The sequence below is a fragment of the Aeribacillus sp. FSL k6-2211 genome, from assembly GCF_037966125.1.
GTDB lineage: Bacteria > Bacillota > Bacilli > Bacillales > Aeribacillaceae > Aeribacillus > Aeribacillus composti.
In genome coordinates this window covers 1,473,323-1,490,548 of record NZ_CP150190.1, presented here as the reverse complement: position 1 = coordinate 1,490,548, position 17,226 = coordinate 1,473,323, and the positions used below count along the sequence as shown (strand labels likewise).

General features: G+C 37.9%; 17 protein-coding genes and 1 pseudogene. 8 read left to right on the top strand and 10 right to left on the bottom strand.

All coding sequences use genetic code 11. From position 1 onward, the window contains the following. The first annotated feature begins 209 nt into the window (after positions 1–209). Entirely contained in the window at positions 210–908 is a 699-nt protein-coding gene (locus NSU19_RS07295) for a DUF1836 domain-containing protein (protein ID WP_339199562.1), read from the top strand. A 44-nt stretch (positions 909–952) separates the two neighbouring features. Here the strand turns inward: NSU19_RS07295 and NSU19_RS07290 are convergent, their stop codons facing one another. Further along, a complete protein-coding gene (locus tag NSU19_RS07290; RefSeq protein ID WP_339199559.1) occupies positions 953–1,177 on the bottom strand; it encodes a hypothetical protein in 225 nt (74 codons plus the stop codon). A gap of 82 nt (positions 1,178–1,259) precedes the next feature. Between NSU19_RS07290 and NSU19_RS07285 the strand changes: the two are divergent. Next, positions 1,260–1,766 (top strand): annotated as a pseudogene (locus NSU19_RS07285) (IS1595 family transposase); the annotation flags it as partial. Here NSU19_RS07285 and NSU19_RS07280 read toward each other — a convergent pair. The 4 genes from NSU19_RS07280 to NSU19_RS07265 form a co-directional block, all read right to left on the bottom strand. After that, positions 1,758–1,973, bottom strand: coding sequence for a DUF6366 family protein (locus NSU19_RS07280; RefSeq protein ID WP_339199556.1), 216 nt, complete (start codon positions 1,971–1,973; stop codon positions 1,758–1,760). The pseudogene NSU19_RS07285 and the gene NSU19_RS07280 sit on opposite strands and share 9 nt — an antisense overlap. 337 nt (positions 1,974–2,310) lie before the next feature. Then, positions 2,311–3,201: a glycine betaine ABC transporter substrate-binding protein gene (locus NSU19_RS07275; protein WP_066250827.1), complete on the bottom strand. Its 891-nt coding sequence runs from the start codon at positions 3,199–3,201 to the stop codon at positions 2,311–2,313. Positions 3,202–3,251: 50 nt separating this feature from the next. Next, complete coding sequence (locus NSU19_RS07270) at positions 3,252–4,112, bottom strand: proline/glycine betaine ABC transporter permease (protein WP_277986810.1); 861 nt, start codon at positions 4,110–4,112, stop codon at positions 3,252–3,254. Further along, positions 4,102–5,304 (bottom strand): glycine betaine/L-proline ABC transporter ATP-binding protein, encoded by a 1,203-nt coding sequence (locus tag NSU19_RS07265; protein WP_063389382.1) that lies wholly within the window; start codon positions 5,302–5,304, stop codon positions 4,102–4,104. The genes NSU19_RS07270 and NSU19_RS07265 overlap by 11 nt, the downstream gene beginning before the upstream one ends. Positions 5,305–5,677: 373 nt before the next feature. On the opposite strand from NSU19_RS07265, the gene NSU19_RS07260 reads away from it, so the two are divergent. The 3 genes from NSU19_RS07260 to NSU19_RS07250 all read left to right on the top strand — a co-directional run bounded on the left by NSU19_RS07260 (position 5,678) and on the right by NSU19_RS07250 (position 7,223). Further along, complete coding sequence (locus NSU19_RS07260) at positions 5,678–5,872, top strand: alpha/beta-type small acid-soluble spore protein (protein WP_063389383.1); 195 nt, start codon at positions 5,678–5,680, stop codon at positions 5,870–5,872. 175 nt (positions 5,873–6,047) lie between these two features. Next, complete coding sequence (locus NSU19_RS07255) at positions 6,048–6,215, top strand: twin-arginine translocase TatA/TatE family subunit (protein WP_063389384.1); 168 nt, start codon at positions 6,048–6,050, stop codon at positions 6,213–6,215. Positions 6,216–6,380: 165 nt separating this feature from the next. Then, positions 6,381–7,223: a Ku protein gene (locus tag NSU19_RS07250; RefSeq protein ID WP_063389385.1), complete on the top strand. Its 843-nt coding sequence runs from the start codon at positions 6,381–6,383 to the stop codon at positions 7,221–7,223. Here the strand turns inward: NSU19_RS07250 and NSU19_RS07245 are convergent. After that, complete coding sequence (locus NSU19_RS07245) at positions 7,220–7,747, bottom strand: HAD family hydrolase (protein ID WP_063389386.1); 528 nt, start codon at positions 7,745–7,747, stop codon at positions 7,220–7,222. The genes NSU19_RS07250 and NSU19_RS07245 overlap by 4 nt on opposite strands. 33 nt (positions 7,748–7,780) lie before the next feature. On the opposite strand from NSU19_RS07245, the gene NSU19_RS07240 reads away from it, so the two are divergent. Both NSU19_RS07240 and NSU19_RS07235 read left to right on the top strand, forming a co-directional pair. Beyond that, entirely contained in the window at positions 7,781–9,580 is a 1,800-nt protein-coding gene (locus NSU19_RS07240; RefSeq protein WP_339199550.1) for a DNA ligase D, read from the top strand. Between the two features lie 75 nt (positions 9,581–9,655). Continuing rightward, complete coding sequence (locus tag NSU19_RS07235; protein ID WP_063389388.1) at positions 9,656–9,754, top strand: YjcZ family sporulation protein; 99 nt, start codon at positions 9,656–9,658, stop codon at positions 9,752–9,754. 133 nt (positions 9,755–9,887) lie between these two features. Here the strand turns inward: NSU19_RS07235 and NSU19_RS07230 are convergent, their stop codons facing one another. From NSU19_RS07230 to NSU19_RS07215, 4 genes are all read right to left on the bottom strand, one after another. Next, positions 9,888–11,540, bottom strand: a complete 1,653-nt coding sequence (locus tag NSU19_RS07230) for a bifunctional diguanylate cyclase/phosphodiesterase (RefSeq protein WP_339199548.1) — start codon at positions 11,538–11,540, stop codon at positions 9,888–9,890. A gap of 94 nt (positions 11,541–11,634) precedes the next feature. Beyond that, on the bottom strand, positions 11,635–12,096 hold the full coding sequence (locus NSU19_RS07225; protein WP_063389390.1) for a MarR family transcriptional regulator: 462 nt from the start codon (positions 12,094–12,096) through the stop codon (positions 11,635–11,637). Positions 12,097–12,306: 210 nt separating this feature from the next. Next, positions 12,307–14,034 carry a methyl-accepting chemotaxis protein gene (locus NSU19_RS07220; RefSeq protein ID WP_339199546.1) on the bottom strand — a complete coding sequence of 576 codons (1,728 nt, stop codon included), beginning with the start codon at positions 14,032–14,034 and terminating at the stop codon, positions 12,307–12,309. A 419-nt stretch (positions 14,035–14,453) separates the two neighbouring features. Further along, positions 14,454–15,809, bottom strand: coding sequence for an aspartate kinase (locus NSU19_RS07215; RefSeq protein WP_339199543.1), 1,356 nt, complete (start codon positions 15,807–15,809; stop codon positions 14,454–14,456). A gap of 771 nt (positions 15,810–16,580) precedes the next feature. Here NSU19_RS07215 and NSU19_RS07210 point away from each other — a divergent pair. Beyond that, a complete protein-coding gene (locus tag NSU19_RS07210; RefSeq protein ID WP_311067132.1) occupies positions 16,581–16,949 on the top strand; it encodes a DUF2294 domain-containing protein in 369 nt (122 codons plus the stop codon). The last annotated feature ends 277 nt before the right edge of the window (positions 16,950–17,226 follow it).

Here is a 17,226-nt window from a genome sequence, read left to right as displayed (position 1 = left end):
CTCATACTATCATAAAGAAAGTACAAGTTTTTTTAAAGAGGTTTTTCCAATTTTGATCATCGAAACTGAAAAATTTGTTATTGTGTCAATTTCTACAAATTCATACTCAAGAAAAATTTATCTGAACTTATTAATTCCATATAAAATGCTTGTTTTTTTATATCTTTTTATTAAAAATAAGGGTAGGCTGTTTAATAAAGGGGGATGTTATGGGAAAAATTCAATTGCGCCGTTCCGTTATGGTTCAATTATTACTATCTTTAAAAGGAATACACGAATTATCCCCTGAAGAAGTGATGAAACAACAATTGCCCTCTGATCAAACAAACCAAATACCTGGCTTCATCAAAAAATTGAGCAAACAAAGAGACAAAGGAGAGCTTGGACTGTCAACGAATGAAATCGTCATCTTAGGAAATTTTTGCGAACTAACTTCCTTGAAATCAACTTCCGTTCAAAATTGGGTCAAGCGTGATATAAAAGAAATCATCGGTCCTCCTGAACTTGGAAAAAAATATTCGGTCGAACAAGCTGCTTTATTGTTAATTGTAAAAGATTTAAAAACCATATTCGACTTTGAAACTGTCCGTTCCTTATTGATGAAAGTTTTTAATACGATTTCCGACCGGAATGATGATTTAATCAGTCCGTTAATGTTTTATAAATTATATACAGATGTGTTGGAACAAGTAAAAAATGTCGAGATCGACAACAACCGGCAGTTTGAAAAAAAACTTTTCGTACAAACAAAAAGGCTTCTTCAAAATCAAACTTCTTTATCGGAAGCTCAAATCGACAGCATTTGCCATGTGACGGTTGCTGCGGTATTGGCTGTTTTAACGTTTCATTTTCAAACAAGGGCAAAAGCGTTCATTGATAAAGAAAGCGAATCGACAAAAAATGGATAACAACTAACTTTTAGATCGGGAATTGCGGTTGTGCAATTCCCGAACTATTTTCGGGCTTGACTACTTTTAGCCGAACCTTTTATGTAAAATTCGAGAGCCCTCATGTCTTCAAGTAATTCCTTTTTCATTCGTTCAAAAGCTGTATAACGTTCGTATGTAAAATCCATTTTTTCTTCCATCATCTTGACCATTTCATGAAAATGGCTTGAAATTCTTTGTAAGCTATTTTCCATCATGTTAAGATAAACATCATTTTTTTGATGATTCAAATAAGTCCCCTCCTTATAGCGACCAATACCTATATAATAACAAAGAAACAGCAAAGGGCAACATTTTTAAGGAAGCGTGAAATCACATAGAAAAGTTAAGAAATGTGGCAAGAAAGACAAGAAAAGAGGGATTTCTCATTTTACAATCGCAGTTGTCGCAGCACAAGATAGAAATGGCAATATGATTGCTCGAAAAACAGGAACAGGGCGTGTGAAAGCCGAAGAAATTGAACTGTGATAGGTGAGTTTATTCACCTTTCCGCTTTGCTATGCACTGATACAGCAACGAATTATAAAAAGCTTGCCAAATTGAAGGGGATGTTGGTCAATGAACGCCAAAAGCAACGTGTTAAGGAAGAAATTTATCTTATTCAACACGTTAACAATTTCCACAATCGTTTGAAAGGTTGGGTGGAAAGGTTCTAAAGGGTTGGAACTCGTTATTTGGATCACTGCCTTTATTAGTTCCGTTGATTCATAAAGAAAGGATTTAACATTTGATAAACGTGTTATTTCAGCTTGTCAAAAATCAAATTATACAACTAAGAAGTGCATAATAAAAGACCTCAAAGCACTCTCCTTACTTTAAGAATATTGATGCGGCTATAGAACCTATTATGATCGTAAGAATAGGTATTCCAGTACCCTTCCAACCTAAACTACCTACTAAATCAGCAAGGTTTCCAGTTTCAGCTCTATTAAACGCATCGCTTATATTTCCAGTTGGGTTTCGTATTAATTCTTCTCGTCTTAGTCTTTCTCTTCTTCTTCCAGGTGTTTCTTTGTCTTCGCTCATTATCACACCCCCATTTTTGTAATACTAACATATGTTCTTCATACTCTTTACATAAATCTTACCTTAAGGTTTATAACATAATTTTAACACATTATGGTAATTTAACAAATTTTCATATAAAAAAATCTTTTAGAGAACAGCCTTTACTAAAAATAAACAATTGAAATGATCAAAACTAAAGACGCTCCGGACCATGTAAAAATGATAAAAGGGGGTGTCTAATAAGTCGTTTTTACGGCTTATTGACGCCCCCATTAATGTGTTAGATATATCGGTGTTTATGATTTTTTGTTTTCAATGGCGATTTGACTTTCTGTACAGCCCCTCTTAAAATAGATCATTCCACACCTTTTGTCCATTCTGCCACTTTACCTTGATTTGCTTCGACCCAATCTTCTGCTGCTTTAGCAGGATCACTGCCTTCTGAAATTTCCAACATGACTTGTTCAATATCTTCAGCAGTCCATGAGAATTGATCCAAAATTTTATATGCTTTCGGCATATCTTCTTTTAATCCCTTTCGAACGATTGTGGATATATGTTCTTCTTTCCCAAAGGAGCCTTTCGGATCTTCCAAAAATTTTAAGTCATATGCAGCAAATTTCCAATGCGGGGACCAGCCTGTAACGACAATTGGTTCTTTATTTTTATAAGCTTCCCCTAAAGCCGTTGCCATAGCTCCGCTTGAAGATGTTTGGACTTGCCAGCCTTTTAGGCTTTCATATGTTTTAACAGCGTTTTCCGCTGATTTTACAACGCCCGCTCCAGGTTCAATGCCTGTAATCGTTTTGTTTAATTTGCCAGCATATTGATCGAGCTCTTCAATTGATTGAATGTCCATATATTTCGGAACGACGAGCCCGATTTTCGCACCCTCCAAGTTTGGACCTAAATCCTCCAGCTGATCTTTATATTCTTCATATAAATCTCCGTGAGTAGCCGGCAGCCAGGCGGCAACCATGCCGTCTGCCTCACCTTTTGCAACAGATTCCCACATAACAGCATTATCAACAGGTGTAATGTCCACATCGAATCCTTGATCTTCTAAAACTTTTTTGATGACATGGGCGGAGGCGACTTCCGTATCCCATTCCACGTAAACCAATTTTATTTTTCCTTCATCTGCCGCCCCGCCTTCAGATCCCCCGTTTGATCCGCAGCCAGCCACTAAAAGCGACAAGGAAATTCCGGCAACAAGTCCTAGGCGTTTCCAAATTCGTTTAAACATAAATATCAAAACTCCTTTTTAATTTTTCAATTCGAAAAGAGACCAACTTGCTATACATGATCATGCTTCTTGTTCATGCTTTGAGTGAAGCGGTCGATAATGATGGCTAATATGACAATACCGATACCTGCAACAAATCCGGGACCAATTTGAGCGCGCTGCAAAGCGGATAACACGTTTCTTCCAAGTCCCGGCGCTCCAATCATCGAGGCAATGACAACCATTGATAATGCCAGCATGACGGTTTGATTGATTCCGGCCATAATTGTGGCTCTCGCCATCGGCAGTTCTACTTTAAATAGTTTTTGAACTGCTGTGCTACCGAATGCATCAGAAGCTTCAATCAATTCTTTCGGCACCTGGCGAATTCCTAAATTCGTAAAACGAACGGTAGGAGGTGTCGCGAAAATTAATGATGCAAACACTCCCGGCACCATGCCGATGCCAAAAAAAGCAACGGCAGGTATTAAGTAGACAAATGCAGGCATCGTTTGCATAAAATCCAAGATAGGAGTAATCATTGCTTCCGCTGTTCTGCTTTTAGACATTAAAATACCTATTGGAATACCGATGATGACGGATAATAAACTTGCGATCAAAACTAAAGTAAATGTACTTATTAAATGATCCCAAAGCTCTTGGTTGTAAATAAACCAAAGGCCGACGATGGAAAATGCCGGCAGGCCAAACTTTTTTCCGCTTATAAAAAAGGCAATAACGGCAACGATCAATATGACTAGAACAGGCGGCACAGCCCCCAACAAATCCGCCACATATTCCATTAAATCCTCAAAATATTTTTTTAACGGATCAAACAAAAACGAAAAAGAATTTGTCACCCAGTCCGTAAATTGTTTGATCTTTTCCGCAACTGGAATTTTCGGAACAAAATCCAACACATTATTCAGCACTGTTTGTGCTCACCTCGCTTTCACCTGCAAGAGCCGCGATGACTGACCCGCGAACGATAATCCCTATTAATTTTTCCTTTTCGACCACTGCTACTGGTATCGGCGAGTCGTGGATGACCGTAAAAATATCATACATTGGTGTGTCCTTTTCAACCTTCGGAACATTTGTCCGCAATATTTCTTCAATATCACGAACATCTTTTTTTCTTGCTTCTGATGCATCATCAGCTGTTACATAACCTTTTAAATTCCGTTTGCTGTCAACAACGAAAATGGTGGATATCCCTTCTTCTCTCATTCTTTCCAATGCAACACGCGGTCCATGCTTTTCAATATTGATCGTTTCGGGCCGTTTCATAATATGCTGCGCCGTCAATATTTTCGATCTGTCTACATCTTCAACGAATTTTTCGACATAGTCGTTTGCCGGATTCATTAAAATCTCTTCGGGCGTACCGATTTGCACAATCGATCCGTCTTTCATTAAGGCAATCCGGTCTCCAAGCCGCAAAGCTTCATCTAAATCATGTGTAATAAATATAATGGTTTTCTTCATCGTCCCTTGAAGATCGAGCAATTCATCCTGCATTTCTTTTCGGATAAGCGGATCCAAGGCTGAAAAGGCCTCATCCATCAACAGCACTTCAGGATCATTTGCCAATGCTCTCGCAAGTCCTACGCGCTGCTGCATTCCGCCTGACAGCTGATTAGGCTTTTGCTCCAAATATTGTCCTAATCCGACCATTTCAAGCGCTTTGATTGCCTTCTCCCTTCGTTCTTCTTTTGGGACCTTTTGAATTTCAAGTCCGAATTCTGCATTTTCTAAAACCGTTCGGTGCGGAAATAGGGCAAATCGTTGAAAAACCATGCTGATTTTTTTTCTCCGCACCTCTCGCAATGATTTTTTATCCATTTTTGACAAATTGTCCCCATCGATAAAAATGCTTCCTTTAGTCGGTTCAATCAACCGGTTGAGCAATCTTATCAATGTGGATTTGCCGCTTCCAGACAACCCCATAATGACGAAAATTTCTCCAGCCTCAACGGAAAAGGAAGCGCGATTCACTCCCACTGTATGTCCGGTTTTTTGTAAAATTTCATGCTTTGAAAATCCTTCATCTAATAGCTTCAATGCTTGAGCGGGGTTTTTACCAAAAATTTTTGTTAAATTTTTTACCTCAATGATCGGCATTTTTCCACCCCTTTTTATAAAATTCAATATTTTCAAAATAATACGCCGATAAAATTGTCATACTAAGCTTTAATAGCTCATAATAAAAATATGTAAACCCGAACGATTCGTTGCTTTATAAGTATAACTAATTTTTCTTGATGGACACAAACGCGGTATATAGCGGATATCTCTTATATTTAATGGTCAGCTTGTACTGAATAGTTTTTTTATATAGTTTTCTTACATTTCCTTTTATATGCTGGTAAATTCATACCAATATCAACATTTTACGGTCAACTACACCGTTTATTTTTAACCAACAAGTTCCACACATCAGATCACTTCTTTTTTGCAAACTATGCGTAAACAGGCAAAAAGGAGTTGAATTCGAATGGCAAGGCGAAATCAATTAATTGTTCCAGGAGTTGAACAAGCTCTTGAACAATTTAAAATGGAAATCGCGCAAGAGTTTGGTGTCCACCTTGGTTCAAATACTACCTCACGCGCAAACGGATCTGTTGGAGGAGAAATGACAAAGCGTTTAATTGCACAAGCTCAGGCTGATTTTAGCGGAAAACAGCCTTAAAATAGACTTTTGTAAATAATACAAACATTTTATCCTTTCCCATGTTCGTCCAAATGCTTCATTTTTCATATTGTTTAGGGTAAAATGATGTTGGATGATGTTTCATAAGTTTTATTTGTTCATGTTCCGATTGCATAACGGCATGAAATGGAACATTTTTTAGGAGGAATAGAACATGGGAATTGGTTGGACAGAATTTATTTTAATCATTTTCGTTGCACTTTTGCTTTTTGGACCGAGCAAGCTTCCGGAGCTTGGAAAAGCAGCAGGAAAAACGCTGCGGGAATTCAAGCTGGCTACAAAAGGAATTCTTGACGAAGAAGAAAAAAATGAAAAAAAATAATTGGTTCAACCGTAAAATCGGCAAATTGCCGATTTTTTCTTTTTTCGGAATTTGTATGAACCGTTTTTCGAGTATGTAACTTACATTTTTTAACACAAATCATTCTGATCCTTTCGCTAAAAATAAAGAGAAAGAAAAGGTAACTTACGGAAAGGCGGAATGAATATGCATACGATGTGGAAAGGTTCCATATCCTTCGGGCTCGTCAACATCCCGGTCAAACTGTTTTCTGCTACAGAAGACAAGGATATGAAATTTCGTCAGCTTCACAAAAAATGCCATACCCCAATTCAATACGCAAAACGTTGTCCAAACTGCGACGAAGAAGTTGGCAACGATGACATTGTGAAAGGGTTCGAATATGTACAAGGCAAATTCATTATTTTAACAGATGAGGAATTAGCAGCTCTGAAGGAAGAAAATGAAGACAAAACGGTTGAAATCGTCGATTTCGTGAATTTGCCGGAAATTGATCCGATTTATTTTAACCGGTCATATTATATCGGTCCAGGCGAAAACGGACAAAAAGTGTATGCATTGCTTCGTGAAGCATTGAAACAATCAGGGAAGATTGGAATTGGAAAGATTTCAATGCGCTCTAAACAACAATTGGCTGTCATCCGGACATATGAGGACGTCATTTTAATGGAAACAATTCATTATCCAGATGAAGTGCGAAACGCCCGTGACGTTCCCGGGGTTCCTCAAAATACCAATATTGAAAAAAAAGAGCTGGACGCTGCCATGCTGCTTATCGATCAGCTGACAACAACGTTCCAACCGGAGAAATATCAAGATGAATACCGTTTGCGGATTCAAGAAAAAATTGAACAAAAAGTACAGCAAAACGAAACAAAAACGGCTGAACCGTCTCCAAAAAAGAACGTAGTCGATTTAATGAGTGCGCTTGAGGCAAGCATCGAACGCTCAAAATCATTAAATAAAAAGGGAGAAGAAAAAAGCGGTGCAGCAGGCAAAAAAACGAAAACGACCCGCAAAAAAGCTTAGCTTTGCCGGACAATAAAGCGGGCGGCCGACAGCAAATCCGGAAAATGAAAATCAGCTATTTTTTCTTGATGGCGGCTGCCTACTAATATCGTTTTAGCTCCTGCAGCCTTTCCGGCAGCGATATCTACTTCACGATCGCCAATCATATAACTGTTCTCTATATTGATGTTATATTTCTTTGCCAAATCAACAATCATCTTCGGCTCCGGCTTACGGCAGGCGCAGCCTTCTTTAGGTGCGTGGGGACAATAGGCAACCTCTTTAATCGTTCCGCCTTTTTTTTCAATTTCACGAACCATTTTTTCATGGATTTTGTGGAGCATTTTTTCTGACATGTATCCTAATCCGATTCCGCCCTGATTTGTGACAACGAAAACGTCAAAATTGGATCTGTTCAAAAGCGCAACAGCTTCAGCTGCTCCTTTTAGCAAATAAAAATCTTCAGGCTTATTTACGAAACGGACACGATTGGTCATCACTTCATTTACAACGCCGTCTCTGTCTAAAAAAACTGCATTTTTCACAAATCTATCCTCCAATCTTTAAGGGTGAACACTATGCAACCGATGATGCCGACATTATCTTTCCATATTCCGGAAGGGGAGCAATGGCTATATGAGCCAAAATATGATGGTTTTCGCGCGATATTGCAAGCTGACGAAGACCGTATTTCTCTCATGAGCCGAAATGGAAACGATTTATCCCCATCGTTCCCGGAAATTAAACATTTTATCGAAAAACAAATAGAAAAATGGCGTCCTTTTTTTCCGCTTGTTTTGGACGGAGAGCTTGTTATGCTCAAAACAGCTTTTTCCGCTGATATTGCCTCTTTAAAAAGAAAATGGAAAAGAAAAAGCGATGAAACGACCGAAGCATATCAGCTTCTCGTTTTCGATATACTTTTGCTGCAAGGAGAGGATATAACAAAAAAACCCCTTTCCAGCCGAAAAGAACTACTATCCTCCTTATTTCAACAACTCGGTTTACCGCTGCATGTTAGTCCAGAGAATCCGGTCCCGATCCAAATGATTCAAGCATATCATCAGTTTTCCCAATTATGGGAAAAAATTGTCCAGCATGATGGAGAAGGCGTTGTTTGCAAACATATGTTAAGCACATATGAGAACAAGAAAAGAACATCACAATGGCTGAAAATCAAAAACTTTAAAGAAGCGCTCTTTTTTGTCACTGGATTTGATTCAAACAACGGCTACATGCATATTTCTGTTCATCATAAAGGAACAATTGTGCAAGCCGGCGTTTTTTCTCACGGTATGCCTGACAACCAAAAACAAGCGTTGTTGGAGATTATAAAAAAGAAAGGAAAAAAGGAAAACCATCTATATACTATAGAGCCGGCCATTTGCATGAAAGTACGGTTTCTTTCCATTGACGGCGGCAGTTTAAGAGAACCTTCTTTCCATTCCTTTGCATTGGAACATGATTGGACAGACTGCACTTTTTTGCAGCTGAAAATGGCTGAAGCCAATGTCAAAGATGTTGCTGTCACACATATTGAAAAACCTCTTTGGCCGAAACATGATATACAAAAACAAGATTTTTTGCTTTATTTATTGGAAATTTCCGATTATATGCTTCCATTTTTAAAAGACCGCCCCTTAACGGTGATCCGCTATCCGCACGGTTTGTTGGGAGAAGCATTTTTTCAAAAAAATTGTCCTGATTATGCCCCGGAATTTATTCAGACAAAAGCAATCGACGGGATTCATTATATCATTTGCAATGACAAAAAAACGCTTATGTGGCTTGGCAACCAGCTCGCAATTGAATTTCATATCCCCTTTAATACGTGGAAGGAAAAACAGCCGGCGGAAATTGTATTTGATTTAGATCCGCCGTCGAAAAACGAATTTCATTTGGCTGTTTATGCTGCAAACAAGCTGAAGGAATGTTTAGATCGGTTTGAGATTGCCTCCTTTCCAAAGCTTTCCGGAAACAAAGGAATTCAAGTTCATATTCCGATCGGCACCAACATTTTCTCATATGAGGATACGAGGCGGTTTACGTCTTTTTTCGCTAATTATTTAGCCGAACAGCATCCGAACGAATTTACGATTGAACGCTTGAAGAAAAACCGGGGCAGCCGCCTTTATATTGACTTTTTACAGCATGCAGAGGGAAAAACGATCATTTCACCTTATTCCGTCAGAGGAGTCGAAAATGGAACGGTTGCCGCTCCGCTTCATTGGAATGAAGTCAATGAACAGCTTGACGCTGAATCTTTTACAATGGACTACTGCATCAACAGGGTAAAATCAGGTATTTGTCCAATGAAACATTATTTTTCCATCGATCAGCATGAAAAAATTAAGGCCATTGTCGAGCATTTATTATGAAAACCGCCTATACAACTTGAGCTTCTTCAGCATAGTTTATAACTGTAATAAAACATTTCACAGGGAGGTTTTCATATGTCTGGAGTATCTGGAGGATACGGCGGAGGCTTTGCGTTAATCGTCGTTCTGTTCATCCTTCTCATTATTGTTGGTGCATCTTGGTGGGGATGGTAAATATTGCATTTTGACTTTTTCAAAAATGCCAGAGCTTATTCTCTCGTTGAAACCGGCAAAATTGCCGGTTTCACCTGTTAAAAGCAGAATATTTTTTTAAGAGTAATCAATCTAAATCCGACGATCAAGATTTTCAAATGAACAATTGATTTTTCTTTTCAGGCCAATTTTGCAAAAGTTGGAATGCTTCATCAGATGAAACAGGCTTGCTGAAATAAAAACCTTGCATTTGAAAACAATGGTGGCGATTCAGAAAAAATACTTGTTCTTTTTTTTCGACGCCTTCCGCTACGATGGAAAGCTTCAAATTTTGTGCTAGAGCAATGATCGTTTTTACAACGACATTGTGGTCGTGCTCTAAATAAATGTTTTGAATAAAAGAACGGTCAATTTTAATTTTATCCAGCTTCAGCTTCGTTAAATAGCTGAGCGAACTATAGCCTGTTCCGAAATCATCGATGCTCAGACCTATATTTAGTTTCTTTAACTTACGGATGATTTCCAAAAACCATTCAAAATTGTACATTGGGACGGTTTCGGTAAATTCAAGCTCAAAGCATTCAGGCGGAATTTCATACATCGTCAAGTAATCCGTAATCATTTTCACAACATCATGCTGGTAAAATTGTTTAATAGATAAATTGACACTGATTTTCAAGTCACGGAAGCCCTTATCTCTCCATTCCTTTAATTGCTGGCAAGCTTTTTCCATGCTCCATTTGCCGATTTCTACGATAAGCCCTGTATCTTCCGCAATCGGTATAAATTCTGAAGGGGGAATCATCCCAAGCTCTTTATGTTTCCATCTGAGCAGCATTTCAAAGCCGGTAATTTTTTTTTCTTTTGTATCGACGATCGGTTGATAATATAAACATAATTCTCTTTTTTTCACAGCTTTGTAAAGCTCATTTTCTATAAAAATTCTTCGTTCGATCGATTTGCTGTTATGATTATTAAATTGGGCAATGCGCTCGTTTTTTTCTTTCCCCATTTTGATAGCAATTTCACTATTTTTAATTAAAGTTTTCGGCGTTCTTCCATGAACCGGGTAAAACACGATGCCAATGCTGTAGTCGTAATAAATTTCCAAATCGTTGATGACAAGTATATCTTCCAGCTTATTGATACGATGCACAATATCACGAATCATCTCATCTTTATTTACAACATTGTAAACAATAACTAAAAACTCGTCATTTGACAATCGACCTATAAAGTATGTATCGGGAAAAATATTTCTCAACTGCCTTGCAAATGACTTAATCACTTCATTACTAATATCTTTCCCAAAAATTTCGTTTATGTATTTATAGCGGTTAATTTGAAACTTCACAACTGCAGCAGGATTTTTTTCTGTTTGGCATAAATACTCTAAACGGTTGAAAGTAGCTTGTTCATTTGGCAGCTTTGTCAAATCGTCAAATTGCGTTAAATATTGAATCTTTTCATCCGCTTCCTTTACTTTTGAAATATCTCTTATAATCAGCGCATAACCATAAAAAAAATTATTGCTATATAAAGGAAGGCATAAGATGGACGAAGGCGTTTCCTCAACAACTGCCTCAAAAGTTGCAGGTTCGCCGGTTATCCTCACCTGTTCAAAAAGATGCTGAATCTCTTTTCTGGATGAAGAATGAAAAAAATGATAAATCGAACCTTTCTTTTGCAAAAAATGCGCAGCCATTCTGTTGCCTTCCTTGACCAATCCGCTTGGATCACAAAAAACGATCATATCAGGGTGAAATTGAAAAATGAGGTCATAAAATTGTTGAAAAAGGCGATCCATTATTTTAACACTTCCTCAACTATGGGTTCTCATTTTTTATATCGGTATAAACATAGCTTTATTCAATAATTACATAGAATTTCATTCATAAAAATTATCGAAACAGCACACTATTGCTGGAGTCTGCAGCTTTTTTTAACAGTTCGATCAATTGCACTTGTTCTTCTTCGGATAGGCCGGAAAAAACTCTCGCCATCCTTAAGGCGCGGATCGGATATATTTCATCAAAATATTGGCGCCCCTTCTCCGATAAATTTGCATAAACTGACCGTTTATCTTTCGGATTTTTTTCCCGATAAATCCACCCGTTTTTTTCAAGCTTGTCAATAACATAAGTTACATTACCGCTGACAAGCAATAGTTTTGACCCGATTTGCTGAAGTTTTTGCGGACCCTTTATGTACAGAAGCTCCAATACAGCATATTCGGTTGGATTCAAACCATGCTCCTTGCTGTCTCGATTGGCGTGATCCGAAACGTTTTTATACGCTTTTGCAAGCGTATGAAACAAGTTTAAAGCCCTCTCCATTTCTTCTTGAGTATAGGAAAAAAACATTTCCAATCCCCTTTTCCTTTTTTTATTTTATAATGCTCATTTTAATGGAAAAAACAGTTTATGTAAACGCTGTCATTTTAAAAGTGCGCTCTACCAAACAGTCAGTCAAAATCTTTTCTTATCGAAAAAAATAAAAGCGTGCAGCAAGATGCTTGCACGCTTTACAGTCCATTCATCCTTTTATTTTGTCATACGGTTCGTAAAAATTGATTATTGAACTTGAAACCTTTTCACTAAAGATTGCAAATCTTCAGCCAGATTTGACATGGATTCGGCATGTGAAGCAATAGTTGCCGCTGACTCATTTGCCGTTGCTGCTGAAGCTGATGTTTGTTCAATACCTGCAGCCGCCTCTTCCGAAATCGATGCGATGTTGGAAATCGAATCATTAATCGATTCGCTCGTTGATAACATGTCAGTTAAATCATTTTGAGCATTGTTGATTCTTTCGGAAATTTCTTTAATCGTTTCTTTAATTTGTTGAAATGCGGCACTCGTTTCGTTCATTGAATCCATTCCCGATTCTACTTGTTGAAATCCTAATTCAAAGCTTTTCGTCACTTTATTCGTCTCGCTATGGACTTCTTCCACGATTTTTTGAATATCCACAACGGAACTGGAAACTTGTTCAGCCAATTTTCTGACCTCGTCTGCAACTACTGCAAATCCTTTTCCATGTTCCCCCGCTCGAGCCGCTTCAATCGCTGCATTTAGCGCGAGCAAATTTGTTTGATCAGCTATAGATTGAATAACTTCAACGAGTTTGGAAATTTGTTTTGAGCGTTCATCAAGTTTTTTAATTTTTTTCATATTGCTTTGCATGCCTGTAAACATATAATCAAAAAGTTTTTTCGATTGATTCATCAGCTTGCTGCCATTGTCCGTCAACTCCAGCACTTCTCTCGATTTATCAAACATTTCTTTTCCATTCCTATGTATTTGATAAATCTTATCCATGTACATACCCATTGCTTCAGAAAGCTCTGAGGCAGAATTAGCTTGCGATTCTGCTCCAGCCGACAGCTCTTGCATTGTCGCAGCGATTTGGTTGCTTCCTTCTTTTAGCTCTTTAGAGGAAGAAAGCAAATCGCTGCTTTGTTTTGACATAGTATCTGAAGCATGATGAATGTCTTGCACGATCTTTCGAAGCTGATTCCCCATTTCGTTGACAGCTTCCATCAATTCGCCGATTTCATCCTTCGACTTTATTGATAACGGTTCCAACATTAGATTTCCCTTAGATATTTGCTCCATTTGGCCGGCGATTTTGATCAAAGGATTCGTAATGGAACGAGCCATTTTAAAGGACATGATGAAACCGATTAAAAGTATGGAGGCCAAAACAGCTAATATGATGATGATAGATAGATTGCTAAGTTGAATCATATTATTTCCGCTTTTGATTACATCGTTTTGTCGATCCGACGTCACTTTTTCAAATTCTTGAATAATCGTTTCCCCAAGCGGTTGTACACTTTCTTTCATTTGCTTTAAAGCATCATTCTTTTTCCCCATATCATAGTCAAATAAAACCTCGTGTCGGACAAGCAATTCCCATTGGTGGCATTTCGCAACTAAATCCTTCATTTGCTGTGAAGAATTCAATTTCAATAACTGCTTTTGAATCTCGCTGCTCTGTTTTGCCAATTCTTCGTATTTTTGACGAATGTCTCGGTCCCCATATAGAAGAAACTGGTTTATTAATGAAATGCGTTCTGCAATATTGTATCGCATTTTCTCGTTTTGGATCAGTCCTTCTACATCTTCCTTCATGATGCTTTCCGTATGATTTGTTAAATTTTTTATTACCCCAAAATTAATAACGGCCATTAAACATGTTAGCAGCATTAATATTCCAAAGCTTCTGAGCAGCCTTCTTCTCAATCCGCCTTGCTTTTTGGAAGTAGTGATCCTTGTCACTGTTTTATTCTTTTTCATATGATCTACGATCCCCTTCCCAAACCCCTTTTTTATTTATATCGGTGCAAAATTCATCATTTTTAAAGAATAGTAAAATCGACCCAGTTTCATCATCAATGCTTCAGACGACTAGCTTTTTAAGAGGCATACGACCGTTTACCATAACTTTTTCTGCAAAATCTTTTTTAATCCGCTTGAAATCGCATATGTAAAGTCGCCATATGTTTTTCAATAAATAGACTGCCCTTTTAGAAAGCAAAAAGTAAAATCGCTCGTTTTTGAAATGGAGAATGAACTTGCTATTTTCAAAGAAAAAGCCACTCATTCATCAGAAAAAAAGTACCGGATCTCCATAAATATCTTATCTGTTCCAACAAAAAAACAGCCTGCAGACAGAAAATACATTTTGTCTGCAGGCGTGGACAATTTTGATTAAGTTATTTAGTCCCAAAAAACTCTTCATATAACGCTTTTACGGCTTTCTTTTCATCCGTTCCTTTTACGCCAAACATCATGCTCACTTCTGATGACCCTTGATTGATCATTTCAAGGTTCACACCGCTGTTTGCAAGCGCTGTTGCAGCTCTGGCCATCGTTCCGACATTTTTCCGCATTCCTTCGCCAACAATCATGATTACCGCTAAATCATAAGCAACTTCTATATTATCGACTTCCAGTTCCTTTTTGATCCGCTCTACAACTTTCCGTTCTGTTTCCGAATCAAACTGGTCCTGGCGCAAAATGACAGAAATGTCATCAATTCCAGAAGGTGTATGTTCATATGACAGCCCAAAATCTTCTAAAATTTGCAACAATCTTCGGCCAAAACCGATTTCTCTGTTCATTAAATATTTATTGACATAAATGCTGCAAAAACCGGTATCACTGGCGATGCCCACGACAGGGCCGTTAGAATCTGTTCGTTCATGTACAATTTTTGTACCAGGAGCCGATGGATTATTGGTGTTTTTAATATTTACCGGGATTCCTGCACGGAATGCCGGAATAAGTGCTTCGTCATGAAATACTGCAAAGCCAGCGTAAGATAACTCACGCATTTCTTTATATGTAAGCTCCCGAATTTCTTTTGGATTTTCAACAAAATTTGGATTTACGGAATAGACCGCATCTACGTCCGTAAAGTTTTCATATATTTCCGCTCCGACCCCGTTGGCCAAAATAGAACCGGTTATATCGGAACCGCCACGTGAAAAGGTGACGAGCTTTCCGTCTTTTGAATAGCCGAAAAATCCAGGAAAAATCAGAATTCCTGAGCGATCACGAAGCTTTTTTAAATTTTCATAGGCTTCCGGCAGCACTTGTGCATTGCCTGGTTCATCGCTCACAATAAGCCCTGCTTCTTTAGGATTCACATAATGGGCTTCAACTCCGCGCGATTGAAAATACGCAGTGATCAGTTTTGCATTATTATCTTCACCGCTGGCCTTCACCGCATCCATAAAACGGGCAGGATTTGATTTGTCCCCATGTAAAATTTCTTGCAAATCAGCAGAAATTCGATCAATAATATCATTAGATAATCCTAATTCTTTAGCAATTTCAACATATCTGTTCACAACAGCTTCATATGTTTCCTTTACGCTGCCATTGTTCAAATATTCTTCCCCGCACTTTATTAATAAGTCGGTCACTTTCACATCTTCTTTAAATCTTTTGCCAGGAGCCGAAACAACGACAATTTTTCTTTTCGGATCAGATGTGACGATATCGAACACTTTTTGAATTTGTTGCCCAGATGCAACGGACGTTCCACCAAATTTTACAACTTTCATATTTACTACATCCCCTACCAATAATTTTAGCAATATTTTATAAAATTCCATATAAATCTTATTATCTCTTTTCATGCTGATTGTTGCAATAGTTTTTTCAGTGCCTAAATGATCATTACAGCTAAACTCTCGGTTTTTAATTAGTTGCGTTCACGGTGCGTTTTCCTCATCAACAACCTTCTTCTATGACTTGAAGAAGAATCAAGTCTTTCATATCTTCTAGTATATCACCCAAGAAGAAAAATTAGATCATGTTTCAATCGTTTCACCAGATCCTTTATGGTTGAAATACGCTGTTTTAGCGCTCAAAGAATACATCTCGCCGTACAGCTTTGTTTGGTTGGAACATTTTCCGATATTTTTTGCAGCGAAAACCTGTATCTTTGTCAATGATAAAACGCTGAACAGGTTACATCTCGGATGTTGAAAATTGTTATCGTTCGATGGTTAATGGCTACTGCTTTTTTCGACAACTGGGGACGCGCTCCCTTTTACGCTCTAGAAACCTTAAAAGATGAGTGACGACTGGGCCTCGGGTAAACGGTGTTCTTATCCATGCTTTACAATCTCTTTTGGATTCCTAAATTGATGATGGAATTGCCATTTCAAAATGATTGATTCAAACAAAGAATGATTTTTTTCTAGCAGCCAAAGCCGATAATGATTATAATAATGATTATTGATCAAAAAAGGGAATACGAATGTATCAGTCGTTTTATCATTTTCGAACTTTAATTCCTTGTCATGTACCTGTTAGAGAGGTGAAACATCATGAATCAATCGAAAGGCAGTATCGAGGCTGAAATCAGCAAAGCATTAACAAAATGGGAAAAAGATTTTCTTGGACGCGGATCTGTGTCCGTCAAAACGGATATTTTGCGGGATATGATTATTGTATCGCTGCAAGGTATTCTAACCCCAGCGGAATATGCCCTCTGTGAGTCTAAAGAAGGGATGTTGTCTGTGAAACAAATCCGCTCCAGTTTAGTCGAATCCGGGGTTGATGAGCTGAAAGAGATGATTTTTCAAATTACAGAAGAGCAAGTAAAAAGTTTCCATACGGACCTTAGTACTCAAACCGGGGAGCGAATTATGGTGTTTAAATTGTTTCAAAATTTGGAAAAGAAACTCCTTAAATAAACGTAAACGCTTTTTCTATAAATCTCTAAAAAAATACGTGCAATCTTGAAAACGATGATGTATAATGAAAACAACTTTTTTTGAAAAAATACGAGAGAATTGCCAAAGTCGGCAGACCTTCAAAAAACCTACGGAATCTATTAGTAGGTTCGTTGAAGGTAAACCGACAATGGGAAAACTGAAACGGGAGATCTAAGCCAATCGAAATTGGTTTAAGGTAAACCGGCTATCGTCATTTTTAGGCAAAAGACAGTCATTTTCTTAAAAAAGGCTGTTT